The sequence below is a fragment of the Bradyrhizobium sp. genome (assembly GCF_030654605.1).
Taxonomy (GTDB): domain Bacteria; phylum Pseudomonadota; class Alphaproteobacteria; order Rhizobiales; family Xanthobacteraceae; genus Bradyrhizobium.
On the sequence record NZ_JAURXB010000153.1, the window covers coordinates 1 to 26,093 of the forward strand.

The 26,093-nt window shown below is 64.3% G+C and carries 24 protein-coding genes; 9 read left to right on the forward strand and 15 right to left on the reverse strand.

The genetic code is table 11. The features are described from left to right. Positions 1–94: 94 nt before the first annotated feature. The gene (locus tag Q7U29_RS14710) at positions 95–343 is read right to left on the reverse strand and encodes a hypothetical protein (RefSeq protein WP_304742622.1); all 249 of its coding nucleotides are present in this window, start codon (positions 341–343) and stop codon (positions 95–97) included. Between the two features lie 145 nt (positions 344–488). Between Q7U29_RS14710 and Q7U29_RS14715 the strand changes: the two genes are divergently transcribed. From Q7U29_RS14715 to Q7U29_RS14725, 3 genes are all read left to right on the forward strand, one after another. Further along, entirely contained in the window at positions 489–1,964 is a 1,476-nt protein-coding gene (locus tag Q7U29_RS14715; RefSeq protein ID WP_304742624.1) for a DHA2 family efflux MFS transporter permease subunit, read from the forward strand. 26 nt (positions 1,965–1,990) lie between these two features. Then, complete coding sequence (locus Q7U29_RS14720; RefSeq protein ID WP_304742625.1) at positions 1,991–2,965, forward strand: tripartite tricarboxylate transporter substrate binding protein; 975 nt, start codon at positions 1,991–1,993, stop codon at positions 2,963–2,965. An 83-nt stretch (positions 2,966–3,048) separates the two neighbouring features. Continuing rightward, positions 3,049–3,276 carry a hypothetical protein gene (locus Q7U29_RS14725; RefSeq protein WP_304742626.1) on the forward strand — a complete coding sequence of 76 codons (228 nt, stop codon included), beginning with the start codon at positions 3,049–3,051 and terminating at the stop codon, positions 3,274–3,276. 12 nt (positions 3,277–3,288) lie between these two features. On the opposite strand, the gene Q7U29_RS14730 is transcribed toward Q7U29_RS14725, so the two are convergent. Further along, positions 3,289–4,008 carry an RlmE family RNA methyltransferase gene (locus tag Q7U29_RS14730; protein ID WP_304742627.1) on the reverse strand — a complete coding sequence of 240 codons (720 nt, stop codon included), beginning with the start codon at positions 4,006–4,008 and terminating at the stop codon, positions 3,289–3,291. Positions 4,009–4,042: 34 nt separating this feature from the next. After that, positions 4,043–5,146, reverse strand: a complete 1,104-nt coding sequence (locus Q7U29_RS14735) for a Ppx/GppA phosphatase family protein (RefSeq protein ID WP_304742629.1) — start codon at positions 5,144–5,146, stop codon at positions 4,043–4,045. Between the two features lie 196 nt (positions 5,147–5,342). Between Q7U29_RS14735 and Q7U29_RS14740 the strand changes: the two genes are divergently transcribed. Together Q7U29_RS14740 and Q7U29_RS14745 are read left to right on the forward strand one after the other, a co-directional pair. Further along, on the forward strand, positions 5,343–7,715 hold the full coding sequence (locus Q7U29_RS14740; protein ID WP_304742631.1) for a xanthine dehydrogenase family protein molybdopterin-binding subunit: 2,373 nt from the start codon (positions 5,343–5,345) through the stop codon (positions 7,713–7,715). A 182-nt stretch (positions 7,716–7,897) separates the two neighbouring features. Then, a complete protein-coding gene (locus tag Q7U29_RS14745) occupies positions 7,898–9,286 on the forward strand; it encodes an FAD-binding oxidoreductase (RefSeq protein WP_304742632.1) in 1,389 nt (462 codons plus the stop codon). A gap of 204 nt (positions 9,287–9,490) precedes the next feature. Here Q7U29_RS14745 and Q7U29_RS14750 read toward each other — a convergent pair whose 3' ends face one another. Both Q7U29_RS14750 and Q7U29_RS14755 read right to left on the reverse strand, forming a co-directional pair. Then, complete coding sequence (locus Q7U29_RS14750) at positions 9,491–10,099, reverse strand: 2-hydroxychromene-2-carboxylate isomerase (protein ID WP_304742635.1); 609 nt, start codon at positions 10,097–10,099, stop codon at positions 9,491–9,493. A 188-nt stretch (positions 10,100–10,287) separates the two neighbouring features. Then, positions 10,288–11,082, reverse strand: a complete 795-nt coding sequence (locus tag Q7U29_RS14755; protein ID WP_304742637.1) for a hypothetical protein — start codon at positions 11,080–11,082, stop codon at positions 10,288–10,290. A 164-nt stretch (positions 11,083–11,246) separates the two neighbouring features. Here Q7U29_RS14755 and Q7U29_RS14760 point away from each other — a divergent pair, with 164 nt between their 5' ends. From Q7U29_RS14760 to Q7U29_RS14770, 3 genes are all read left to right on the forward strand, one after another. Then, positions 11,247–11,747 (forward strand): YaiI/YqxD family protein, encoded by a 501-nt coding sequence (locus Q7U29_RS14760; protein WP_304742638.1) that lies wholly within the window; start codon positions 11,247–11,249, stop codon positions 11,745–11,747. An 11-nt stretch (positions 11,748–11,758) separates the two neighbouring features. Continuing rightward, positions 11,759–13,567, forward strand: coding sequence for an ABC-F family ATP-binding cassette domain-containing protein (locus Q7U29_RS14765; protein WP_304742640.1), 1,809 nt, complete (start codon positions 11,759–11,761; stop codon positions 13,565–13,567). A gap of 148 nt (positions 13,568–13,715) precedes the next feature. Further along, positions 13,716–14,795 (forward strand): D-TA family PLP-dependent enzyme, encoded by a 1,080-nt coding sequence (locus Q7U29_RS14770; RefSeq protein WP_304742642.1) that lies wholly within the window; start codon positions 13,716–13,718, stop codon positions 14,793–14,795. Between the two features lie 99 nt (positions 14,796–14,894). On the opposite strand, the gene Q7U29_RS14775 is transcribed toward Q7U29_RS14770, so the two are convergent. The 10 genes from Q7U29_RS14775 to Q7U29_RS14820 form a co-directional block, all read right to left on the reverse strand. Further along, on the reverse strand, positions 14,895–16,139 hold the full coding sequence (locus tag Q7U29_RS14775; RefSeq protein ID WP_304742660.1) for a TIGR03862 family flavoprotein: 1,245 nt from the start codon (positions 16,137–16,139) through the stop codon (positions 14,895–14,897). A gap of 191 nt (positions 16,140–16,330) precedes the next feature. Beyond that, a complete protein-coding gene (locus Q7U29_RS14780) occupies positions 16,331–17,248 on the reverse strand; it encodes an SDR family NAD(P)-dependent oxidoreductase (protein WP_304742643.1) in 918 nt (305 codons plus the stop codon). 224 nt (positions 17,249–17,472) lie between these two features. After that, positions 17,473–17,952: a MaoC family dehydratase gene (locus tag Q7U29_RS14785; RefSeq protein WP_304742645.1), complete on the reverse strand. Its 480-nt coding sequence runs from the start codon at positions 17,950–17,952 to the stop codon at positions 17,473–17,475. A gap of 3 nt (positions 17,953–17,955) precedes the next feature. Further along, positions 17,956–19,692 carry an AMP-binding protein gene (locus tag Q7U29_RS14790; RefSeq protein ID WP_304742647.1) on the reverse strand — a complete coding sequence of 579 codons (1,737 nt, stop codon included), beginning with the start codon at positions 19,690–19,692 and terminating at the stop codon, positions 17,956–17,958. Between the two features lie 114 nt (positions 19,693–19,806). Next, complete coding sequence (gene mmsB, locus Q7U29_RS14795) at positions 19,807–20,736, reverse strand: 3-hydroxyisobutyrate dehydrogenase (RefSeq protein WP_304742662.1); 930 nt, start codon at positions 20,734–20,736, stop codon at positions 19,807–19,809. Then, positions 20,729–21,814 carry an enoyl-CoA hydratase/isomerase family protein gene (locus Q7U29_RS14800; RefSeq protein WP_304742649.1) on the reverse strand — a complete coding sequence of 362 codons (1,086 nt, stop codon included), beginning with the start codon at positions 21,812–21,814 and terminating at the stop codon, positions 20,729–20,731. Before Q7U29_RS14800 ends, mmsB begins: the two co-directional genes overlap by 8 nt. Then, complete coding sequence (locus Q7U29_RS14805) at positions 21,811–22,959, reverse strand: isobutyryl-CoA dehydrogenase (RefSeq protein ID WP_304742651.1); 1,149 nt, start codon at positions 22,957–22,959, stop codon at positions 21,811–21,813. The genes Q7U29_RS14800 and Q7U29_RS14805 overlap by 4 nt, the downstream gene beginning before the upstream one ends. Continuing rightward, on the reverse strand, positions 22,956–23,384 hold the full coding sequence (locus Q7U29_RS14810; RefSeq protein ID WP_304742653.1) for a type II toxin-antitoxin system VapC family toxin: 429 nt from the start codon (positions 23,382–23,384) through the stop codon (positions 22,956–22,958). The genes Q7U29_RS14805 and Q7U29_RS14810 overlap by 4 nt, the downstream gene beginning before the upstream one ends. After that, positions 23,381–23,608: a hypothetical protein gene (locus Q7U29_RS14815; protein ID WP_304742655.1), complete on the reverse strand. Its 228-nt coding sequence runs from the start codon at positions 23,606–23,608 to the stop codon at positions 23,381–23,383. The genes Q7U29_RS14810 and Q7U29_RS14815 overlap by 4 nt, the downstream gene beginning before the upstream one ends. Before the next feature lie 35 nt (positions 23,609–23,643). After that, positions 23,644–25,140, reverse strand: a complete 1,497-nt coding sequence (locus Q7U29_RS14820; protein ID WP_304742656.1) for a CoA-acylating methylmalonate-semialdehyde dehydrogenase — start codon at positions 25,138–25,140, stop codon at positions 23,644–23,646. Between the two features lie 102 nt (positions 25,141–25,242). Here Q7U29_RS14820 and Q7U29_RS14825 point away from each other — a divergent pair. Continuing rightward, positions 25,243–26,093 (forward strand): LysR family transcriptional regulator (locus Q7U29_RS14825; protein WP_304742658.1); only part of this gene is annotated, 851 nt, incomplete at its 3' end.

Consider the following 26,093-nt stretch of genomic DNA (forward strand, 5'->3'; position numbering starts at 1 on the left):
GACCGCCAGCGCCAAATCCATCCTCGCAAAGCACCGCCGAGCCAAAAAAGCGCTCGTCATCGCAAAACGGGATGCAAATGAATGAGTCAGAACACTAGCGCGGATAACCCGGCGGCGGGCCATGCTGCCGGATCGCCTCCACCACCTCCCGGTGCCGGCGATCCTCGCGCTTGATGTGAACCACGATCAGCGCGTGCGCCGACGGGACCAGCAGCAGGACCGGGAAAATCAGCCCGAAAATCACGCAAAGCACGATCAGGACCAGGTTGAAGACCGCCGAAAACGGCTGCCCGTTGAGCAGCAGCCCAAGCGGCGGCAACAAGGCGGCGAGGACATAGATCATCGTCGAATCTCCGGCGGCCAAGCCGCGCAGCGAACATTGTCACGCAGGATTTAGGTGGTTTTGCGGTGTCCGCAATGGCCCCTCGCTTGCCGCGATGTTACAGCCGATCTGCCTTCCCATCTCCCTCCCCGCGCCCCTGATCCCGATGACCAAAGAACGCCTGATCCCGCTCATCGTGGCCACCGCCCTGTTCATGGAGAACATGGATTCGACTGTGATTGCGACGTCGCTGCCGGCGATCGCGGCGGACATCGGCACCAGCCCGCTGACGCTGAAGCTCGCCATCACCTCCTATCTCTTGTCGCTCGCGGTGTTCATTCCGGCCAGCGGCTGGACCGCCGATCGCTTCGGCGCGCGCATGGTGTTTTCGGCTGCAATCGCCGTGTTCATGGTGGGATCGATCGGCTGCGCGCTGTCGACTTCCGTCACCCACTTTGTCATCGCGCGCATCCTGCAGGGCATCGGCGGCGCGATGATGACCCCCGTGGGGCGGCTGGTGCTGCTGCGCTCGATCGACAAGAGCCAGCTGGTAAATGCGATGGCCTGGGTCACGGTGCCGGCGCTGATCGGGCCGGTGATCGGCCCGCCGCTCGGCGGCTTCATCACGACCTACTTTTCCTGGCACTGGATCTTCCTGATCAACATTCCGATCGGCCTGCTCGGCATCTTGATGGCGCAGCGCTATATCGACCCGATCCGCAGCGATAACCCCGAGCGCTTTGATCTTTACGGGCTGGTGCTGGCGGGGACAGGTCTCGGCGGCATTGCGTTCGGACTATCGGTCGCCGGGCTCAATCTGTTGCCCTGGACCGTCGTCGCAGCGTTGGTCGGGATCGGCACGGTTTCGATGACGCTCTACGTCATCCACGCCCGGCGCACCCAATCGCCGGTGCTGGACTTTTCGCTGATGCGGCTGCCGACGCTGCGCGCCAGCATCCTCGGCGGCTTTCTGTTCCGGCTCGGCATCGGTGCGCTGCCGTTCCTGCTGCCGCTGCTGATGCAGGTCGGCTTTGGGCTGTCGCCCTTCCACTCGGGACTGGTGACGTTCGCATCGGCAGTGGGCGCCATGGGCATGAAGACGCTGGCGGCGCGGATCATCCGTACCTTCGGCTTTCGCAACCTGATGACCATCAACGCCGTCATCAGTTCGGTTTTTCTCGCGGCCTGCGCGCTGTTCACGGTGACGACGCCGCTGCTCCTGATCATGATCATCCTCGTGGTCGGCGGGTTCTTCCGTTCGCTGCAGTTCACCGCCATCAACACCGTAGCCTATGCCGAGGTCGAGCCGGCGCAGATGAGCCGTGCCACCACGCTGGTCAGCGTCAACCAGCAACTGGCGATTTCCGCCGGCGTCGCGATCGGCGCGTTCACGGTGGAATCCACCATGCTGATGCGCCATGTCACCGAACTGGGCGCGGCCGATTTCGCGCCGGCCTTTATCGTGGTCGCGATCATCTCGGCGATCTCGGCTTACTTCTTCTGGCAGATGCCGGATGATGCCGGCCACGAGATCTCCGGCCACAGCGCGGTCGAGATTTCCAGCCGCAAGGGTGCAGCGAAGGCCGCCGCAAAAGCGGCCAGCGAAACCACTGAAGATGCGCGGGATCAGCGGCTGGGGTGAACAGCAGTCAGGGAGGATAAGTGCGGATGTCAAAAGCGATGATTGCCGCCGCGTTCGCGCTCGCCGCCGTCACGACGCCGGCCGCCGCACAGGAGTGGCCCGCCAGAAACATCACCCTCGTCGTGCCGTTCGCCGCCGGCGGCGGCATCGACGCCAATGCGCGGCTGCAGGCGGTGGCGCTTGGCGAAGTGCTCGGACAAACCATCATCGTCGAGAACGTCGGCGCCGCTGCCGGGACGGTCGGCAGCGCCCGTGTCGCCAAGGCAGCGCCTGACGGGTACACGCTGCTGATCGGCAACACCGGCACGCACGCCTACAGCCAGTCGCTCTACAAGAAGCCGCCTTATGACGCCGCGAAGGATTTCGAGCCGGTCGGGCTGGTTTCGGAATCGCCGCGGATTCTGATCGTCCGCAAGGACCTGCCAGTGAACAATTTGCAGGAATTCATCGCCTACGCGAAGGCCAACCAGGGCAAGATGCAGTATGGCTCGGCAGGCGTCGGTTCGGGCACGCATCTGCCATGCGCGCTGCTCAACATGGCGATCGGCGTCGAGGTCACCCACATCCCCTTTCGCGGTGCAGGTCCGGCGATGCAGGACCTGATCGGAGGCCGCATCGATTACATGTGCGACACCATCCAAACCGGGGCGGCGCAGGTCAAGGGCGGCACCGTCAAGGGCATCGCGGTGATGTCGCCGAAGCGCGTGCCGATCGTGGCGGACCTCGCGACCACCGGCGAACAGGGCCTTCCGGGCGTCGAGGCCACGGTCTGGAACGGCTTCTTCTTTCCGAAGGGGACGCCTGAGCTGATCGTGCGCAAGATGAACAAGGCGCTGGGAGACATGATGGCGCGCCCCGATCTGCGCCAGAAGATGGAAGCGATCGGGCTTGCCGTCGTGCCGCCGGAGCAGCGCACGCCGGAATATCTGGCAAAATTCATGCCGGAAGAAATCGAGCGCTGGGGCAAGGTGATCCGGGCCGGCTCAATCAACATGGATTGATTTGAGGAGAGTTTTAGCAAACTCTCCGACGCGCCCTTAAGCTCCGGCCGCCAGATTGCCCTTGCGGTGCCCAGGGAGATTTCATGATCGACGAAAAAGTCAGAATCAAGTGCAGCAAATGCTCGCAGGTGTTCCGCGAGCGCGCGCAAAAACTCCGCGACGGGTTTCAGACCAACTGCCAGCACTGCAATCGGCTGATTACTTTCGATTCCGGTTCGGAAGACAAAAACATCCGGCGGGCCCTGACCAGCGCCAGGGACGTGCGGATGGCGCTGGAAACCCGGCCGAGGGAAAGCGTGGCGCAGGCTTAGAGGGCTGACGGTCTATCCGACAGATCCTGCGGCATCGTCGGTTGGCGGCTTGGCCTGCACGCCGCGAAATCCCAGCGCCAGCACGTAGCGCTCCGAGGAATCCTTGCGGCTCGAAGCCGGCTTGACGTGCTTGACGGTGGTAAAATCGCGCTTGAGCTGAGTCATCAGGGTCGCATCGGCGCCGCTCTGAAACACCTTGGCGACAAAGGTTCCGCCGGGCTTGAGCACGTCGGCGGCAAAGGCGGCGGCGCTTTCGACCAGGCCGATGATGCGAAGCTGGTCGGTCTTGCGATGGCCCGTGGTGTTGGCGGCCATGTCGGACAGCACCACGTCGGCGCGGCCGCCCATCATGGCCAACAACCTGTCGGGCGCGTCGTCCTTGAGAAAATCCAGCTGCGCGAAGCTGACGCCCGGTATTTCCGGCATTTCCAGCAGGTCGATCGCGATTACCTTGCCCTTGCCGTCGGCAGCGCCGACACGTTTGGCCGCGATCTGGCTCCAGCCGCCCGGCGCGGCGCCGAGATCGACCACCGTGATCCCCTGTTTGAGAAAATGGTACTTGTCGTCGATCTCGATCAGCTTGTAGGCCGCGCGCGAGCGCAGACCGTCCCGCTTGGCCTGTGCCACATAGGGATCGTTGAGCTGCCGCTCCAGCCAGAGTTTTGAGGACAGTTTCAGCCTGCCCGCGCTCTTGACGGTAACCCGCAGCCGTCCGGTGGTATCTTTTGCCATAATCGAGGCTCTAGCACATCGAAAGCCGGCGCGCCTATCGGCATCCGCCCAGGGCGCCGTCCGCGCGCATCATTTCGACCAGCATGCCCTCGCGCAGGCCGCGATCGGCGACCCGCAGCCGCGGCAGCGGGAACGCGCTGCGGATGGCATCGAGGATGGCGCAGCCCGCCAGCACCAGGTCGGCACGCTCGATGCTGATGCAGTTGTTGGCGGCGCGTTCCTGATAGCTCATGCACAGCAGGCGCGCGATGGTGGCGGTGAGATCCGCATCGCTCATCCAGACGCCATCGATCCGGCGGCGATCGTATCGCGGCAGGTTGAGATGGACCCCGGCCAGGGTCGTCACCGTGCCGGAGGTGCCGAGCAGATGCATGCCGCCGAGGTTGGCGCCATGTTCGGCCGCGAACGGCGCGATGTGCTGGGCGACCTCCGCGACCATGTCCGCGTAGGATTGCGGCGTGACGTCCTTGCCGCCGAACCCCTCGGCCAGCGACACCACGCCGAGCGGGATCGACATCCACGCCTTGATGCGCGGGATCGCATTCTCCTGTTCCGGACTGCGCTCGATCCGGACCAGCTCCGTCGACCCGCCGCCGATGTCGAACAGGATGGCGCCCCTCCCGTTGGGATCGAGCAGCGGCGAACAACCGGTCACCGCCAGGGCTGCTTCGGTCTCGCGATTGATCACTTCAAGCCGGATGCCGGTCTCGGCCGCCACCCGGTCCATGAAGCCGTCGGCATTCGACGCCGCGCGGCAGGCTTCGGTAGCGATCAGCCGCAAGCGTTTGGCCTTCTTCGACTGGATTTTGTCGCGGCAAATGCTCAAGGCAGCGATGGCGCGGTCGATCGCGGCGTCGCTGATGCAGCCGGTCGCCGAGATCCCCTCCCCGAGCCGGATGATACGCGAGAACGAGTCGACCACGCGAAAGCTGTCGCCGGTCGGACAGGCGATCAGCAGGCGGCAATTGTTGGTGCCAAGGTCCAGCGCGGCATAGACGCCGGTCGCCGCCGCCGGCGAATGGGGTGCGCCGGTCGTGCCGCCGCGGCGCGACTCCTGCCGCTCGCCGCTATGCGGCGGGCCTTGGCCGTCGTCTCCGCGCGGCCCTGGGCCCTCGCGAAGCCGCGTGTCTTCTTTCATTCAAAATGTCTTTCCGCGGCCCCTTGGGGCCGACGTGGAATTTTCCGTTCACGGAAACTTTAGCAGCGCCGGGCATCCACGCAACAGCCGTTCACATGCCACCATGTCCAATCAGGCGTTGTCGTTCCGATATCGGTGCGTTATCTCAGGGAAATCGCGAAAATCGCACAAAAGTAAGCATTTCAGGTATTTTTCAATGCAAGACCGCACGTCCGCAGCCTCTCTGGAAAACGCTATCGCACTGCAAAAATACGGTGTCGGGCAGCCGGTCCGCCGCAAGGAAGACGACACCCTGGTGCGCGGCAAGGGCAAATATACCGACGATTTCAGCCTGCCCGGCCAGGCCTATGCCTGGATCGTGCGCTCCAGCCACGCCCACGGTATCATCCGCGGCATCGAAACCCGGGCCGCCAAGGCGATGCCGGGCGTGCTCGGCGTGTGGACCGGAACCGATCTTGCCGCCGCCGGCTACGGCCCCTTCACCTGCGGCCTGCCGCTCAAGAGCCGTGACGGCAGCCCGCTGCTGCAGACCAACCGCACCGCGCTGATGACCGACAAGGTGCGCTATGTCGGCGATCCCGTCGCCTTCGTGGTAGCCGTGACGCTGGCGCAGGCGCGCGAGGCCGGCGAAGCCATCGAACTCGATATCGAACCGCTTCCGGCCGTCACCGACGCCGCCGAAGCCGCCAGGCCCGGCGCGCCGCAGCTCTACGATCACATCCCCAACAACGTCGCGCTCGACTACCACTATGGCGACGCCGCCAAAATCGACGCGGCCTTCGCCGGCGCGGCGCATGTCACCAAACTCGACATCGTCAATACGCGGGTCGCCGTGGTGTCGATGGAGCCGCGCGTGGCGCTGGCGGCCTGGGACAGGACGAGCGAGCGTTACACGCTGCAGGTTCCGACCCAGGGCGTGTCAGGCAACAAGGTGACGCTGGCAAAAATCCTCAACGTGCCGAACGACAAGGTCCGCATCCTCACCGCCAATGTCGGCGGATCGTTCGGAATGAAGAACGTCAACTACCCCGAATATATCTGCATCCTGCACGCGGCGAAGATACTCGGCCGCCCGGTCAAATGGACCGATGAGCGCTCGACCAGCTTTCTCTCCGACAGCCAGGGCCGCGCTCAGCTGATGCATGCCGAACTGGCGCTCGATGCCGACGGCAAGTTCCTCGCGGTTCGCCTGCAGGGCTACGGCAATCTCGGCGCCTACATCACCGGCGTGGCGCCGGGCCCGCTGTCGCTCAATACCGGCAAGAACCTCGCCAGCGTCTACCGCACGCCGCTGCTCGGCGTCGACATCAAGACGGTGCTGACCAATACCACGCTGATGGGCGCCTATCGCGGCGCCGGCCGCCCCGAGGCCAATTACTACATGGAACGCCTGATCGATCGCGCCGCAAGCGAGATGGGCATCAACCCGCTGACCTTGCGCAAGCGCAATTTCATCAAGCCGGCGCAGATGCCGTTCGCCGCCGCCTCCGGCGTCACCTATGACAGCGGCGATTTCCAGGGCGTCTTCAACAAGGCGCTGGAGATTTCCGATCACGCCAATTTCGCCAAGCGCAAGAAGGCGAGCCGCAAGGAAGGCAAACTGCGCGGCATCGCGGTCGGCTCCTATCTGGAAGTCACCGCACCTCCGAGCGGCGAACTCGGCAAGATCACGTTCGAGCCCGACGGCTCGGTGAAACTCACCACCGGAACGCTGGATTACGGCCAGGGCCACGCCACCCCGTTCGCCCAGGTGCTGTCGGCGCAGCTCGGCGTGCCCTTCGAGAAGGTCACGCTCGAACAGAACGACAGCGACCTCGTGCGCTTCGGCAACGGCACCGGCGGCTCGCGCTCCATCACCGCGACTGGCCAGGCGATCGTTGAAGCCGCCGCGCTGGTCGTCGCCAAGGGCAAGCAGGCAGCGGCGCATCTGCTGGAAGCCGCCGAAGGCGACATCGAATTCGGAGGCGGCCGCTTCACCATCGCCGGCACCGACCGCTCGATCGGCATCATGGAGCTGGCGCAGCGCTTGCGCGAAGGCAAGGTTCCGGAAGGCGTGCCTGAAACCCTCGACGTCGATCACGCCACCAAGGATACGCCGTCGACCTTCCCCAATGGCTGCCATGTCGCCGAGGTCGAGATCGATCCCGATACCGGCGTGGTGCGGATCGTACGCTACACCGGCATCAGCGACTTCGGCACCATCGTCAATCCGATGATCGTCGAGGGCCAGCTGCATGGCGGCGTGGCGCAGGGCATCGGCCAGGCGCTGATGGAGGAAGTCAGCTACGACGAGAACGGCCAGCCGATCACGGGATCGTTCATGGATTACGCGCTGCCGCGCGCGGGAGACATTCCGCCGATGGTGGTCGGCGATCATCCCTCGCCGGCGAAGTCCAACCCGCTCGGCACCAAGGGCTGCGGCGAAGCCGGCTGCGCCGGCAGTCTGGTCGTGATCGTCAATGCGGCGCTCGATGCGCTCTCGGAGCACGGCGTCACGCAGATCGACATGCCGCTGACGCCGGAACGGGTGTGGCGCGCGATCCGGGATGCGAAACAGAAGGCGGCGTGATTTCGTAGCCGCACGCCCACAACTGTCTTCGCCCGGCTTGACCGGGCGATCCAGTACTCCGAGACATCTATAATAGAGCCGTGAAGCCGCGGCGTACTGGGTCCCCCGCCTTCACGGGGGACGACGACTGAGGTGTTGCGGAGCGACGTGCCCCCCTGTCAATAACAAGCGGAGCGAATGAGTTGCAGCCAGCCATCATCGACGATCTTCGCGCCGCGTTCGATACAACGACGGTGCTGACCGGCGGCGACATCGACGCCCGCTATCACACCGACATGGCTGGGGTCGCGGTCGCGCCGCCGCTCGCGGTGGTGCGGCCGCGCACCACCGAAGAGGTCTCGCAATTCCTGAAACTCTGTCATCAGGCGCGCGTGCCGGTCACGACACAGGGCGGCATGACCGGGCTGGTCCGCGCCACCATGCCGGCACCAGGTGAAATCGTGCTGTCGACCGAGCGCATGACCGCGATCGAGGAGGTCGATACCGGCGGCGGGGTCGTCATTACCCAGACCGGGGTGCCGCTGCAGCGCCTGCAGGAGCGCGTCGAGCAGGACGGCTTCATGTTTCCGCTCGATCTGGGCGCGCGGGGCAGTTGCACCATCGGCGGCAACATCTCCACCAATGCCGGCGGCAACCGGGTGATCCGCTACGGCATGACCCGCGATCTCGTGCTCGGGCTCGAGGCCGTGCTGGCGGACGGCACCATCCTCAAGGGAGTTCGAAAGTACATCAAGAACAATACCGGCATCGATCTCAAGCAATTGTTCGTCGGCACCGAAGGCACGCTCGGCGTGGTCACCCGCGCGGCCCTGCGGATTTTTCCGGCGCCTGCGGAGCAGCAGGTGGCGCTGTGCGCGCTGCCAAGCTTCGACATGGTTCGCGCCTTGCTGACGCTGACGCGCGCGCGGCTGGGCGGCGACCTCACCGCGTTCGAGGTGATGTGGAACAATTATTATCGCCTCACCACCGAGCTGGTGAAAGGCGTCGCCGCGCCACTTGCGACCGACTATCCGTTCTACGTTCTGCTGGAATCCTCCGGCAGCGACGCCGAGCGTATCCGCGGCGATCTCGAAAAATTGCTCGAGCAGGCGCTGGGCGACGAGATCATCCTCGATGCCACGATTGCGAGCTCCGGGGCGGCGGCCGCGGCGATCTGGCGGATCCGCGATTCCTCGGTCGAACTCGGCCGCGCGCTCGGCCCCGGTGTCGGTTTCGACATCAGCCTCGCCATCGACAGGATGGAGGCCTTCGCGGTCGCCGTCGACAAGGGGATGAAGACGATTCACAGCGATGCCTACGCGATCGTGTTCGGCCATGCCGGAGACGGCAACCTGCACGTCAGCGCCAAGTACCCGCCGCCGGCCGACAAGTACGACGCGGTCTCGAAGCTGGTGTACGGCATCACAGGCGATTTCGGAGGCTCGATCTCGGCCGAGCACGGCATCGGCATCCTGAAGCGGCCATACCTGAAACTCAGCCGCACCGCGGAGGAGATCGAGACCATGCGCACGCTGAAGCGCGCACTCGATCCGCATCACATTCTCAATCCCGGGCGCATTTTCACGATGTGAGGTTTCCTCAACTCGTCGCGGGCTTGACGAATTAAAGCAGGCTGCTCATCACACCCACAACTGTCATCGCCCGGCCCTCGACCGGGCGACCCAGTACTCCGAGAAGCCTGAGATGGAGCCGAGAAGCCGCGGCGTACCGGGTCCCCCGCTTTCGCGGAGGACGACAACTAAAGGTGTTGCGGGAGGCGTGCGCCTCTCGCCCGTCTACGCCATCAGCTTCAACGCCCGCTCCAGCAGCTCCAGCCGGTCCTGGCCCCAGAAAATCTCGCCGGATGGCAGCACGTAGCTCGGCGCGCCGAACACGCCAACCTTCAGCGCGTCCTGGGTGTACTGCTCGTGCAGCGCGTCGAGTTCGGCGTCGGAGGGGCCACCGGCGCGCAAGCTCGCGGCATCGAGACCGGCACGGCGGGCGGCGGATGCTACGTGACCGGGATCTTCGAGCGTTTCCTCGCGTTCCCACACCGCGCGGCCCAGTTCTGTCGCCAGCCGGTGGGCGTCCTCGCCTTTCAGCTTGGCGGCGATCACCAGCCGAGTAGCCACGGTGTCGTTGCAGGGAAAACCTTTGGGCTCGAGTGTCAGGGGAACGTCCCGCACCTCGCGCCAGCGCTTCAACTCCATCATCCGATACGCGCGCCGCTGCGGCGAGCGTTTCGGCAGCGGCAGCCCGCCGGTCTGCTCGAAGATCGGTCCGAACTTGCAGGGTTTGATGTTGACGGTGACGTTGTTACGCCTGGAGATCTCGGCAAATGGCGCGCTGCCGAGATAGGTCCAGGGCGACGTCAGTGCCATGTAGTAATCGACGGTGATGGACATCGTTAATCCTTGAATTGGTCTGATGTGGAAACCGGATCGACCGCACCACTCTCACTGGTCATCGCCCGGCTTGACCGGGCGACCCAGTATTCCAGAGAAGCCAGCAATTGAACCGAGAGGCCGCGGCGTACTGGGTCCCCCGCTTTCGCGGGGGATGACGAGTGAGAATGTTGTGAGCGCACCGGCCCTTACGCCGCCGCCTGTTCGCGTGGCTGGGTGATCGCGATGTGCTGGCAATGCGCCAGCGGCATCGTGCCGTTGGCGACCACCAGGGCGTCGAGTTCGACGAAACGGTGGCCCTTCTTGTCGTAATTTCCGGTAACTTTCGCCCGCGCCGTCAATTCATCGCCGATAGCGGCCGCGGACAATAGTTGCATCCTGGTGCCGACATGAATCCAGGGGCCCATGATGGCGTTGTCGACCAGCACCTTGTTCATGACCCGCGGCAACAGGCCGGGATGACCGAGACCTTCCCGTGTGTAGATCGTCTCCGTCTCGCGAATATCCGCCAGATATTCCTTTGCCGCATCGGCGCCCCAGGTGCGCGGCACCGCACCGAGCCACTTGCCGAGGGCGTAAGACGCAGCATCCACCGGCTTGCGCTCGGCTACCGCTGCGACCTCGACATAGTCGGACAACGAAAACGACGGTACCGCCGCCGGCAGCGATGCCGTGCCGGTCGCGCAAAGCGCGCCACGACTCCTGACCTCGATCGAAAGCACGCCGTTGCTTTCCTCAGCCGTGACATCGGCCAGTTCACCGTCATAGACCGGCTTGATAAAACGCGCGTCGATCAGCCCGCGTTCCAGAAAGGCGCGGCCCCATTTGGCGACCGGCAGGTGCATCATGTAGGCCATGACGTCCACGCCCGGCACCAGCCCGCCGTCAAAGCCGTAGCGCTTCGCCACCGTGTCGTCGTGCATCTTGTTTTCGGAGTGCTTTGACGTGTTGTAGGCCGAGACCCGGTACGGCACTGTCGTCATGGCGGTTTCCCCCGTTTTTGGTTGCTTTTCTGCCGCAATGGTACGCGAAGAAAATTCCGTGGCAAGCGCGTTCCCGTCGCCTTTTCCTCGCAATTCCCGCTGCGATGGGGTACCACCCGGCTTCGGGACCGCCCAAAGGGCTCCCGTACCAAATCCTTAACGTGATGACGCCTGTTTTGAACCCCACGACCCGCATCTATGTCGACGCCGACGCCTGTCCGGTCAAAGACGAAATCTACCGCGTCGCCGCCCGCCATGGCCTGCCCGTCAGCGTGGTCGCCGGCAATTTCATCCGCGTACCGCCTGATCCGATGATCGAGCGTATCGCGGCGGGATCCGGAATGGACGCCGCCGACGACTGGATTGCGGAACGCGCCGGAAAGGGCGATATCGTCATCACTTCCGATATCCCGCTGGCGAGCCGCTGCGTCAAGGCAGGCGCCGAGGTGATCGCGCCGAACGGCAAGCCGTTCTCGGAGCAATCAATCGGAATGACGCTGGCGGTCCGCAACCTGATGACGGACCTCAGATCGTCAGGCGAAGTCACCGGCGGCCCCAAGGGTTTTGCGCCTCGCGATCGCTCCGCGTTCCTGTCGGCGCTCGACCAGACCATCAGGCGCATCCAGCGCCAGCGCGCGGATCACATCGCGCAGAACCAGAATTGAATTGAGAAACCATGGCGCCTCCCCTGATCCAGTTGAAAGACATCAAGCTGACCTTCGGCGGCACGCCGCTGTTGTCGGGCGTGGAGCTGTCGGTATCCGCCGGCGAGCGTGTCTGCCTGATCGGCCGTAACGGCTCCGGCAAATCGACGCTGCTGAAGATCGCCGCAGGCCTGGTGGAATCCGACAGCGGCAGCCGCTTCGTGCAGCCCGGCGCCACCGTCCGCTATCTGCCGCAGGAACCGGACTTCTCAGGCTTTGCCACCACGCTGGCCTATGTCGAGGACGGCCTCGGCCCCGGCGACGACCACTACCAGGCGCGCTATGTGCTGGAGCAGCTCGGACTGCATGGCGACGAAGACCCCGCGCATATCTCCGGCGGCGAAGCCCGCCGCACCGCGCTGGCGCGGGTGCTGGCGCCCTCGCCCGATATCCTGCTGCTGGACGAGCCCACCAACCATCTCGACCTCACCACCATCGAATGGCTGGAAGGCGAGCTCGCCAGCCGCCGCTCGGCGCTGGTCATCATCAGCCATGACCGCCGCTTCATGTCGAACCTGTCGCGCGCCACCGCCTGGCTCGATCGCGGCCAGATCAAGCAGATCGACAAGGGTTTCAGCGCTTTCGAGTCCTGGCGCGACGAGGTCCTGGCCGAGGAAGAGCGCGACCAGCACAAGCTCGATCGCAAGATCGTCATGGAGGAACACTGGCTGCGCTACGGCGTCTCCGGCCGCCGCAAGCGCAACGTCAAGCGGCTCGGCAACCTGTTCGCGCTGCGCGACCAGCGCCGCGACTACCGTGGCGCTGCGGGTAACGCCAATCTCGCCGCTTCGGAAGCCGACAAGTCGGGCAAGCTGATCATCGAGGCCAAGGGCATCGGCCGGACCTATGGCGAGCGCAAGATCGTCGACGACTTCTCGATCCGGGTGCAGCGCGGGGACCGCATCGGCATCGTCGGACCGAACGGCGCCGGGAAGACCACGCTGATCGAAATGCTGACCGGCGGCAAGCCACCGGACAGCGGCACCATCCGGTTCGGCGCCAATATCGAAATGGTGACGCTGGACCAGCACCGCGAAAGCCTCGATCCGAAATCGACGCTGGCCGACGCCCTCACCGGCGGCGGCAGCGACAATGTGATGGTCGGCGGCAAGCCGAAGCACGTCGTCAGCTACATGAAGGATTTTCTGTTCGCGCAGGAACAGATGCGCACGCCGCTGGAAGTACTGTCCGGCGGCGAGCGCGGCCGGCTGATGCTGGCCCGGGCGCTGGCAAAACCCTCCAACCTGCTGGTGCTGGACGAGCCGACCAACGACCTCGATCTCGAAACCCTCGACGTGCTGGAGGAAATGCTCGGCGATTACGAAGGCACCGTGATCCTGATCAGCCATGACCGCGACTTTCTCGATCGCGTGGTGACCTCGGTGATCGCGCCCGAGGGCGACGGCCGCTGGATCGAATATGCCGGCGGTTACACCGACATGCTGGCGCAGCGCGGCGCCGACCTGAAGCGCGAGGCCGTCAAGGCCGGCGCCGAGGAGAAAAAGGAAGCCAAGGGCGGCGCGCCCTCGACCGCGGCGAGGCGCAAGCTCAATTTCAAGGACAAGCACGCGCTGGAAACGCTGCCCAAGACGATCGCCGGCCTGCAGGCCGAAATCGCCAAGCAGCAGCGCCACCTTGACGACCCCAATCTTTACAAGAAGGATCGCAAGAAGTTCGACCTGTGTTCGGCCGCGCTCTCCGCCGCGCAAAAGGAGCTCGAGGCCGCCGAGGACAGATGGCTGGAGCTGGAAGTGATGCGCGAAGAGATCGAGCAGGCCTGACCGTCATTGCGAGGAGCTCTTGCGACGAAGCAATCCATTCTTTCTTTACGCTGCGAAATGGATTGCTTCGCGGAGTTTATCATCGGGCGCGCATTCGCGCGACCCGTTGGCTCGCAATGACGAGGAGGCACAATAGGAGTTACTATCGATGACCACCCCCCTCGCCGCAAAAATCGCCCGCGAATACGGCACGCCCTGTGCCGTCATCGACATGGACCGGGTCGAGCGCAACATCGCGCGGATCCAGGCCTCCTGCGATGCCGCCGGGGTCGCCAACCGGCCGCATATCAAGACCCACAAGAGCCCTGTACTCGCCAGGATGCAGATCGCGGCAGGCGCAAGAGGCATCACCTGCCAGAAGCTCGGCGAGGCCGAGGTGATGGCGAATGCGGGCATCGACGACATCCTGATCAGCTACAATCTGATCGGCGAGGAGAAAATGGCCCGGCTCGGCGCGCTGCAGGCCAAAGCCAACATGACCGTCGCCGCCGACAATTCGACTGTCGTGGCCGGCCTGCCGCAGGCGGCAGCCGCGTCCGGGCTGCCACTTTCGGTGGTGGTCGAATGCGACACCGGGCGCAGGCGCGCCGGCGTCGAAACCCCGGCAGAAGCCATTGCATTGGCGCGCGAGATCGCGGCGTCGAAGGGACTGGTCTTCGCCGGTTTCATGCTCTACCCGACCGAGACCGGCTGGGCCGAGGCGCAGCAATTCTACGATGAAGCGCTGGCCGGCGTGCGCGCCCATGGACTGGACGCTGCGATGGTTTCCACCGGCGGCACGCCGAACCTGAAGAACGTCGGAAAACTCAAGGGCGCCACCGAGCACCGGCCCGGCACCTACATCTACAACGACCGCATGCAGGTCGCCGCCGGCGTCGCGACCTGGGACGATTGCGCATTGAACATCTATTCCACCGTGGTCAGCCGCGCCGGCCCGGATCGCGGCATCCTCGATGCGGGATCGAAGACGCTGACCTCGGATACCGGCGGGCTCGACGGCCACGGCCTGATCCTCGAACACCCCGAAGCCAAAATCGCGCGCTTCGCCGAAGAGCACGGCTTTCTGGATCTGACCCGCAGCAACACCCGCCCCAATGTCGGCGACGTCGTGCGGATCGTGCCGAACCATGTCTGCGTCGTCGTCAACATGATGGACGAAGTGGTGATGGTGCGGGGCGAGGAAATCATCGGCACGCTGGCGGTGGCGGCACGGGGGAAGTTGCGGTAGCCATCCTTCCGTCATTGCGAGGAGCTCTTGCGACGAAGCAATCCAGCTTCTTTCTTCGTGCGGCAAAGCTGGATTGCTTCGCTGCGCTCGCAATGACGGTTAATTTGATGGCGTCGCTTCGTTAAGCCAGTTCAACGCTCCCCTTCCCGCCGCAGCCCCCGTCGCGAACGACGCCTGCAGCAGATAGCCGCCGGTCGGCGCTTCCCAGTCGAGCATTTCGCCGGCCGCGAACACGCCGGGCAAACGCCGGATCATGAAGTCGGCGTCGAGTTCGTCGAACGCTATTCCCCCCGCCGTCGAAATCGCGCGCGCGATCGGCGCCACGCCGTTCAATCGAACCGGCACGGCGTTGATCAGGCCGGCGAGCTTTTCGGCAGGCAGCGACGACAGCGACGCGCCGGGCGCCACTGCCGCCTCCTGCAACAACCCGATGCCGACCGGCGACAGGTGCGCCGCCTTGCGCAGCCAGTTCGAGAACGACTGCTTGCCTTTCGGCGCCGACAGCCGCGCCACCAGTTCGTTCGTTGCGAGATCTGGCCGCAACGCGATGTGCAGCGTGGCCTGTCCCGAACTCAGGATGGCCTCACGCAGATCGGCCGAAAGCGCATAGATCGCGCCGCCCTCGATACCGGTTCGCGTGACGATGGCCTCGCCGCGCGCGCGGTGCGGGCCAAATGTCAGCTCGATGCCCTTGAGCGGCTGGCCCTCGAAGCGATCGCGGAAAATGCCGGACCAGGCGACCGCGAAGCCGCAATTGGCCGGTCGCAGCGGCGAGATCGCCACGCCTTTCGAGCCGAGCGTTTCCGCCCACCCACCATCAGAGCCGAGCCTCGGCCAGCTGGCACCACCGAGCGCCAGCACCGTGGCGCGTACTTCGGTGGCGCGTTGTCCGTCCGGTGAATCAAACACCAAACGGCCCTGCTCATCCCAGCCGGTCCAGCGGTGGCGCAGTTTCAGTTGCACGCCCATCGAATCCAGCCGCCGCAGCCATGCCCGCAGCAGCGGCGAAGCCTTGAACGCTCTGGGAAACACCCGGCCGCTGGATCCGATAAACGTCGGCTGGCCAAGTTCCTCGCTCCATTGCCGCAGGCGATCCGGCGGAAACGCCTCGATAGCGGCTGCGAGCTTCGGCATCGCCGCGCGGTACCGTGCGAGAAACACGGGCAGCGCCTCGCTGTGCGTCAGATTGAGCCCGCCCCGCCCCGCCATCAGAAACTTGCGGCCCGCCGACGGCATCGCGTCGTAGACGGTGACCCCGACACCGCCCTGCGCCAGCACCTCGGCCGCCATCAGGCCGGCGGGACCAGCGCCGATGACGGCGATTTGGGTATTGGAAGTCGTCATCGCGGCAGGCAACGCATGCGCTCCCTATCAGCGGGGGAAACCCTCATCCCCGCGTAACGGCTTCGCCGTTATCGCTGGAGGAGCGCGCCTCATGGCGCGCGTCTCGAAGGATGGCCGCGAATTCCGTCGTTGCCGCCATCCTTCGAGACGCTTGCTGCGCAAGCTCCTCAGGATGAGGCTGTCATATGCCGCTACAATTTGATCCCCGCCCGCGCCGCGGCCTGGCCGACATATTTCTGGGTTTGCTCGAATGCCCCCTGCAACGCCCTGGCCTTCGACATGTCGCTGATCTCGGCGAAATGCGCCGCGACCGCGTCGGGGGTCCAGTCGGACTGGGCGAGGTTGATGCCCTCGGTTTCCATGACCTTGATCACCGCGAAGGAGCCTGCGCCCGCGCCCATGATGGTGCGGGTCGGCGCGTCCTCGCTGAGCAGGAACTCGACCGCCGGCGTGATCGCTTCCGGCCGCATCAGGCCGAGCGCCTGCGGCGGCAGCAATTCCTCGGTCATCCTCGTCGCCGCGGTCGGCGAGATGGTGTTGACGCGAATGTTGTTCTTGCGGCCTTCCTCGGCCAGCACATTCATCAAGCCGACCATGCCGGCTTTGGCGGCGCCGTAATTGGCCTGGCCGAAATTGCCGTACAGTCCCGACGACGAGGTGGTGATGACGATGCGGCCGTAATTGCGCTCCCGCATGCCGTCCCACACCGCCTTGCAGCAATAGAACGTGCCGGTGAGATGCACGTCGATCACCTTGGCAAAATCGGCGATCTCCATCTTGGCAAACGACTTGTCGCGCAGGATGCCGGCATTGGCGCAGAGCAGGTCGACGCTGCCCCATTCGCTGGTGGCGCGGGCGACCATCGCCTTGACCTGTTCGTAGTTCGACACGTCGGCGCCGTCGGCCATCGCGGTGCCGCCGGCCTTGCGGATCTCCTCGACGACGGTTTCGGCCGGGGTCAGCGAGCCGCCGGTGCCGTCGCGGGCGCCGCCGAAATCATTGACCACGACCTTGGCGCCGCGGCTCGCCAGTCCCAGCGCATGCGCCCGTCCCAGACCATTGCCCGCGCCGGTCACGATGGCGACGCGTCCGTCAAACCTGATTGTCATGTGTAGAATTCCTGAATTCAGAGGTCATTCTTCCCTTCTCCCCTTGTGGGAGCCGAGACGAGCAAAGCTCGCTCTTAGGTGGCGCGAAGCGCCGGATGAGGGGTTTCTCTCCTCACGCACGGTGCACGCTGAGGCAACCCCTCACCCGTCGCGATGCTTCGCATCGCGCCACCCTCTCCCACAAGGGGAGAGGGTAAGCAAGCCCGGCCATGACGGGCGGGGCGTCAGGCAAAATAGATCAGTCCGATCCAGTCGGCCACCAGCGCAGGCTTCGTCTCACCCTCGATCTCGACCGTCACGTTGGTGCGCGACAGCAATTCCTTAGGCTTGCGCAATGTCGCTTCGGTCAGCGTGAAGCGGCCGCGAACCCGCGAGCCCGCGCGCACCGGTGACAGAAAGCGCAGTTTGTCAAAGCCGTAATTGACGCCCATCGTGGTGCCCTCGATCACCGGCATGACCTCGTAGGACATGATGGACATCAGCGACATCGTCAGGAAGCCGTGCGCTACCGTGTTGCCGAACGCGGTTTCGCGTTTGGCGCGCTCGGGATCGACATGGATGAACTGGTGATCCTCGATCACGTCGGCATAGACGTTGATCCTGTTCTGATCGACCAGATGCCATGACGACACCCCGACCTCATGGCCGACCATCTTCATGTAGGCATCGAGCGGGATCGGCGGTTTCTTCCAGACTTCATTCATTCGTCAGTTCTCCGCCGATCCAGCCGGCATTACCTTCTTCAACTCGGGAAAATCCTCTTCGCGGAATTCGACGCCACGCAGCGAATCTTCGCGATCATTGTCATGCTCCAGACGGCGCAGTTGCACGCGGCGGATCTTGCCGGAAATCGTCTTCGGCAGTTCGGTCACGAGTTCGATCCGCCGGATCCGCTTGAACGGCGCCAGCCTTGCGTGCAGATGCCGGAAGATCGACAGCGCGGTTTCCGCCGATCGTTCCTTGCCCGCTACCAGCAGCACATAGGCCTTCGGGATCGCCAGCCGGATCGGATCCGGGCTGGGAACCACGGCGGCTTCCGCCACCGCTTCATGCTCCAGCAGGATGCTTTCGAGTTCGAACGGACTGATCCGGTAATCCGATGATTTGAACACGTCGTCGGAGCGGCCGACGAAGGTGAGATAGCCCTCGTCGTCGGCGAACACCACGTCGCCGCTGCGATAGAGATCGCCGTCGGCGCCGGAGAGTTTGCCGTCGTCGCCCTGGTAGCCCTGCATCAGACCGGCGGGCCGCTCATCGCCAAGCACCAGCGTGACCTCGCCTTCCTTGGTGACCTGCCCGTCGACATCGGTGATCTGGACGCGGTAGCCCGGCAGCGGGCGGCCCATCGATCCGACTTTTACCTTCTGCCCCGGCGAATTCCCCGCCAGCGCCGTGGTTTCGGTTTGGCCGTAACCATCGCGAATGGTCAGGCCCCAGGCCATGCGCACCTGATCGATCACTTCGGGATTGAGCGGCTCGCCGGCGCCGCAGACTTCGCGCAGCGATACCTTGAAGTTGGCGAGTTGCTCCTGAATGAACAACCGCCACACCGTCGGTGGCGCGCACAGCGTGGTGACGCCGCAGCGGCCGATGGTCGCCAGGAGTCCCTTGGCGTCGAAGCGCGGCTGGTTGACCACGAACACCGTGGCGCCGGCATTCCACGGCGCGAACAAGCAGCTCCAGGCGTGCTTGGCCCAGCCCGGCGAGGAGATATTCAGATGCACGTCGCCGGGCTGCAGCCCGAGCCAGTACATGGTCGAGAGGCCGCCGACGGGATAGCTGCGCTGGCTGTGCCGCACCAGCTTTGGTTTGGCCGTGGTTCCTGACGTGAAATACAGCAGCATCGGATCGTCGGGCTTGGTCGGTCCATCCGGCGTAAGAGCTTCCGGAAAATCCGCCGCCTGCTCATAAGGCAACCAACCCTCCTGCCTCGATGACGCGCCGACCACCACACGAATGAGTTTGTCGCCGCCCAGCCCCGCAAACTTCGCAACCTGGTCCTGCGTCGCCACCACGATTTTGGCGCGGCCGCGATCGAGCCGGTCGCGCAATTCGTCCGGCGTCAGCAGCGTGGTCGCGGGAATCACCACCACGCCGAGCTTCATCGCCGCCAGCATGGTCTCCCACAGCGGAATGACATTGCCGAGCAGCAGCAGCAGATGATCGCCGCGCTTCAATCCCTGCGCGCGCAGAAAATTCGCCACCTGATTGGAGCGGCGCGACAACGCCTCGAACGAGAGTTTGGTCTCGCGGTTGCTGCCGGCGTCGACGATCCACAGCGCCGGGCGGTCCTTGCTGTCGGCATTATCAGCCAGTTCGGCGTCGAACCAGTCCAGCGCCCAGTTGAACGGCACCGGATCCGGCCATCGGAAATCCCTTACGGCCGCATCATAGTCAGTGCGATGCTGGAGCAGGAAGGCGCGCGCGTCCTGGAATGTTGTCATGTCAAAGGCCTATGCCAGCCGGTTACACTGTCGTCATTGTGAGGAGCCAAGCGACGAAGCAATCCATTGCAGCAAAGCTGGATTGCTTCGCTTCGCTCGCAATGACGGTGTCAACTACTTCCCCGCCAGCCCGCGCACGTGCTGGATGATCCCCGAAAAATCCACCCCGCCGTGACCCGCGGCATCAAATGCCTTGTAGATTTCCTGCGCGTGTTTGCCAAGCGGCGTCGCGGCACCCGCCGCGGTGGCGGCGTCCTGCGCCAGGGTGAGGTCCTTCACCATCAGCACCGAGGCGAAACCGGGCTTGTAGTCGTTATTCGCCGGCGAGGTCGGCACCGGGCCCGGCACCGGGCAATAGGAGGTCAGCGCCCAGCATTGTCCCGACGAGGTCGAGGCGACGTCGAACAGCGCCTGATGCGACAATCCCAGTTTTTCGGCCAGCGCAAATGCCTCGCCGACCGCGATCATGGAAATGCCCAAAATCATGTTGTTGCAGATCTTCGCCGCCTGCCCGGCGCCGGCGCCGCCGCAATGCACGATCTTCTTGCCCATGTTTTCCAGCACCGGCTTGGCCGCCGCAAAAGCCTTGTCTTCGCCGCCGCACATGAAGGTCAGCGTCGCGCCCTTGGCGCCGCCGGTGCCGCCCGACACCGGCGCATCGACCGAACCTATGCCGTGTTTGGCCGCCAGCGCATGGGCCTGTTTGGCGCTCTCGACGTCGATGGTCGAGCAATCGATGATCAGTGCGCCCTTGCCCATCGACGGAATGACTTCATTCCAGACCGACAGCACATGCTTGCCCGCGGGCAGCATGGTGATGACGACATCGGCGCCCTTCACCGCGGCGACTGAGCTGTCGGCGATCCCTGCCCCGTCCGCCCTGGCCTGGGCGCGCGAGGCCTCCATCAGATCGAACGCGGTCACCTTGTGGCCGGCCTTGACCAGATTGGCCGCCATCGGCCCGCCCATATTGCCGAGACCGATGAATGCGATGTTTGCCATCTGAAATTCCCTCCGCCTGAGTTGTTGCTGCTTTTTATTGATCGAACTTGAGTTCGTCGGCGCCGATTTCCGCGAAGTAAGGCGCCACCATTTCGGGCGTCACATCCTCGATCCGGGGCGGCGACCACTTTGGATTACGGTCCTTGTCGATCACGGCGGCGCGCACGCCCTCGCGAAAATCGTCGCTGGCGAACACTTCCAGCGCGGCGCGATACTCCCGCACCAGGCATTGCTCCAGCGAGGACGAAGCCCGCGCCAGCCGCATCAGCTTGAGCGCCACCACCATCCCGCGCGGCGATTTCTCGTTCAATGTCTTCAGCGTCGCCTGCGCCAGTTCGGAGCTATCGGCTTGCAGCGCCGCGACGATATCCTGCATCCGGTCATGACCGAACCAGCGATCGATCTGCGGCTCAATCGCAGCAACAGGTCCCGAGGTCTCGCCGGTGGCAAAGCCGTCGATGACGGCTTTCACTTCGGCAGCGGTCACGCCGGGCCGCAGCTTCGTCAGCGCCTCGCGCAGGGCGGCCAGTTTGCCCGACGGCACCACCGCATCGGCAAATCCCGCGTAGACCGCATCCGGGCCATTCATGGTCTCGCCGGTGAGCCCAAAATAAGTTCCGACCTCGCCCGGCGAGCGCGCCAGCAACCAGGTGCCGCCGACATCCGGAAAAAAGCCGAGGCCAACTTCCGGCATCGCGAGTTTGGTGCGCTCGGTAACGACGCGATGGCTGCTGTGCGCGGACAGTCCGACGCCGCCGCCCATCACGATACCGTCCATGAAGGACACATAGGGTTTTGGGAATTTGGCGATGCGGGCGTTGAGGATGTACTCCTCGCGCCAAAGAATTTTGCCGAGGTCGCCCCTGACCTTGGAATCCTCATACAGCGCGCGGATATCGCCGCCGGCGCAGAGGCCGCGCTCGCCGGCGCCTTCCAGCAGGATCACGCCGACCGCCTGGTCAGACTTGAATGCGTCGAGCGCCTGGTCGATGTCGCGAAACATCTCGAGCGTTACTGCGTTGATCGCCTTGGGACGGTTGAGCCGGATCACACCGGCCGCACCCTCGCGCCGCGCGATCAGGTCGGGTTCGACGCCCGCAACAGCAGAAACTGCCGTCATCGCGCGCCCTCGATCAGTTTTCGCGATACGATCAGGCGCATGATTTCGTTGGTGCCTTCCAGAATTTGATGCACGCGCAGATCGCGCACGATCTTCTCGATGCCGTATTCGCTGAGGTAGCCGTAGCCGCCATGCAGCTGCAAGGCCTGGTTGGCGACCTCGAAGCCGACATCGGTGCCGAAACGCTTGGCCATCGCGCACAACATGGTGGCGTCGGCGTCCTTGCGGTCGAGCGCCGCCGCCGCCCGCCACACGAAGGTTCTGGCCGCCTCCAGCTCGGTCGCCATGTCGGCAAGGCGGAACTGCAGTGCCTGGAATTCGTCGAGGCGCTTTCCAAAGGCCTTGCGCTCTTTCATGTAGGCCAGCGACTTGTCGAGCGCGCATTGCGCACCGCCGAGCGAACAGGCCGCGATGTTGATGCGGCCGCCGTCGAGCCCGGCCATCGCGATCTTGAAGCCGATGCCCTCGTCGCCCAAGCGATTGGCGACGGGCACACGGGCATTCTCGAAAATCACCGCGCGGGTCGGCTGCGCGTTCCATCCCATCTTGCGCTCATTGGCGCCGAACGACAGGCCCGGCGTATCGCCCTCGATCACCAGCGTCGAGATGCCGCCGGGGCCATCGGCGCCGGTCCGCACCATCACCACGTAGAGATCGCCCTTCCCTGCGCCTGATATGAACTGCTTCTGTCCGTTCAGCACATAATGATCGCCGTCGCGCACCGCACGGGTGCGCAGTGCCGCGGCATCCGAGCCGGAGCCCGGCTCGGTCAGGCAATAGCTCGCCAGCAGATCCATGGTGCACAATTTCGGCAGCCACTTCTGGCGCTGGCTGTCGTTGCCATAGGCATCGATCATCCAGGAGGCCATGTTGTGGATCGAAATGAACGCCGACACCGTCGGACAGCCCTGCGCCAACGCTTCGAAGATCAGCGCCGCATCGAACCGCGTCATCGCGGAGCCGCCGACATCGTCACGGATATAGACGCCGCCGATGCCGAGACTGGCGGCTTCGCGCATCACCTCGACCGGAAAATGCTTCTCCTCGTCCCAGCGCACCGCATGCGGCGCGATCTTTTCCGCGGCAAATTCCCGCGCCATATCGCGAACCGCAACCTGGTCCTCGTTGAGAGCGAACTGGCTCATTGGGGCCGCCAGTCGGAAAGCAATGTCACGTGGCGAGCGAGACCGGTGCCGGCGATCTTCGCCGTGAACCTTCGGTCAGCCGTAACCAGTTGCGTATCGGCTTTTCGTGCCGCCTCCAGATAAAGCAGGTCATAGATCGGATGCCGAAGCGTGCAGGCATTTTCAAACGCGGGCTCGATCAATTCATCGACATCCATGAGATCGGGCAGAAACAGCGGCAACGAGCTGAAGTGATACGTCGCTTCTTGACGGGTCAGCATCCCCTGCATCGTCTTGCGAGCGAGCGCGTTGGCGATTTCGGTCGTGATCAATCGCGGTGCGATGAGACGATCTCCGGCACCGTAGAGCTCTTTTGCCACGTCGGACATGTCTTCAAGCACGAGCCATTTGAGCGCTACGCTTGCGTCGACAACCAACGTCCTCACATCAAGCCTTCTCTGATCTCATCCAATGTCAGAGAGGGCTGAATGCCCTCGCACCGCGAATGAAAATACCGCGACACAGCCACGCCCTCCTCGGGCGTGAATTTCTCCTTGCGCGCCAGCACGAATTCGACCTCCTGCGCGAATGTACGGCCATTCGCGCACGCGCGGCGCTCGAATGCAGCCTCCAGTTCATCCACACGGCTGCGTGTCTCTGCTTGTGCCATTCGTTTCTCCGCGAATACCCGGTTCAGACACTATCTCATTTCATCGTCGGAATCGAGAACTCCGCACCTTCCTTGACGCCCGACGGCCAGCGCGCGGTCACCGTCTTGGTCTTGGTGTAGAAGCGGATGGAGTCCGGGCCGTGCTGATTGAGGTCGCCGAAGCCGGACTTCTTCCAGCCGCCGAAGGTGTAGTAGGCGATCGGCACCGGGATCGGCACGTTGATGCCGACCATGCCGACATTGACCTTGGCGGCGAAATCGCGCGCGGCGTCGCCGTCGCGGGTGAAGATCGCTACGCCATTGCCGTAGTCATGGTCGGAGGGCAAAGCGAGCGCCTCGTTGTAGTCGTGCGCGCGCACCACCGAGAGCACGGGTCCAAAAATCTCTTCCTTGTAGATCCGCATGTCCTTGGTGACGTTGTCGAACAGGCAACCGCCCATGTAGAAACCGTTTTCATAGCCCTGCATCTTGAAGCCGCGGCCATCGACCGCGAGCGTGGCGCCTTCCTTGATGCCGACCTCAACGTAATCCTTGACGCGTTCCAGCGCCGCCCGGGTGACCAGCGGACCGAAATCGGCGGACGGATCGATCGAGGTACCGATCTTCAGGGCCTCGACACGCGGGATCAGTTTCTCCATCAGGCGGTCGGCGGTGGTCTTGCCGACCGGCACCGCGACCGAAATCGCCATGCAGCGTTCGCCGGCCGAGCCGTAGCCGGCGCCGATCAGGGCATCGACGGTCTGGTCCATGTCCGCGTCCGGCATGATGATGGCGTGATTCTTGGCGCCGCCGAAGCATTGCGCGCGCTTGCCGGTCTGGGCGGCGCGCTCATAGATATATTGCGCGATCGGCGAGGAGCCGACGAAGCCCACGGCCTTGATATCGGGATCGTCGAGGATGGCGTCGACCGCTTCCTTGTCGCCGTTGACGACGTTGAGAATGCCCGGCGGCAGGCCGGCCTCGATCATCAGCGCCGCCAGCGCCATCGGCACGCCGGGATCGCGCTCCGAGGGCTTCAGCACGAATGCATTGCCGCAGGCGATCGCGGGCGCGAATTTCCACATCGGGATCATCGCCGGGAAATTGAACGGGGTGATGCCGGCGACGACTCCCAGAGGTTGCCGCATCGAATAGATGTCGATGCCTGGGCCGGCGCCCTCGGTGTATTCGCCCTTCATCAGATGCGGAATGCCGCAGGCGAATTCGACCACTTCGAGGCCACGCTGGATGTCGCCTTTGGCGTCGGGAACGGTCTTGCCGTGCTCGCGCGCCAGCAGGTCGGCGAGCTTGTCGTAGTCACGCTGCGCCAGTTCGAGGAACTTCATCATGATGCGGGCGCGGCGCTGCGGATTGGTGTTGCCCCACTCGACCTGGGCGGCTTTGGCGTTCTCGACCGCGGCGCGCATTTCCGCCTTGGAAGCCAGATCGACCTTGGCCTGGACCTCGCCGGTCATCGGCTCGAAAACGTCGGCCGTCCGCCCCGAAGTGCCCTTGACCTCGCGGCCGCCGATGAAATGTCCGATTGTACGCATGTGAGAAATCTCCCTGGGTCCCGGCTGGATCGCTTTGATGACCCTTTGGACCCGCATTTTGCAGTATTCAAGTCCGAGATATTGCACCATAGATGTGCGGAAATGCAGGATCAAGCCGGCGCCATCGATTGGGACGACTTCCGCTTCCTCCTGGCCATTGTGCGCGGCGGATCGGTCTCCGCTGCCGCGAAACAGCTCGGCGTCGATCATGCCACAGTGATCCGGCGTGTCGACCGGCTGGAGCGGCATCTCAAGGCAAAGCTGTTCGACCGCCGCAAGACCGGGTATCTGCTGACCGAAGCCGGCCAGCGCGTCGCCGACAGCGCGGAGGCGATCGAATCGACCATCGTCGCCAACCAGGAGGCCGTCGGCGGGTCACGCGCCCAACTGACCGGCACGGTACGGATCGGCGCACCGGACGGTTTTGGCAGCCACTTCCTGGCTCCCCGGCTGGTGCAGTTCACCGAGCGCTACCCGGATCTCGATCTTCAGCTGGTCGCCACGGCACGATTGTTCAGCCTGTCGAAGCGCGAGGCCGATATCGCCATCAGCCTGACGATGCCGAAGGAAGGACGCGTGGTCGGGCGCAAGCTGCTCGATTACAGCCTCGGGCTCTATGCGGCGCCCGCCTATCTCGACCGCTACCCTGACATCGCATCGCGCGTCGACCTGCCCGGCCACCGTTTCGTCGGATATATCGAGGAACTGCTGTTCACGCCGGAACTCGACTACCTGCCGCAGGTCTCCCCAAAAATCTCGGCAAAGTTCCGCAGCGCCAACCTGATCGCCCAGCTCAATGCCACCATTGCCGGATTCGGCATCGCGGTGCTGCCGCACTTCATGGCGACGGCGCATCCCGAGCTGCGCCCGATCCTGCCGGACGAAATCTCGATCTCGCGCAGCTTCTGGCTGTTGATGCACGCCGACAGCAAGGACCTGGCGCGCATCCGCGC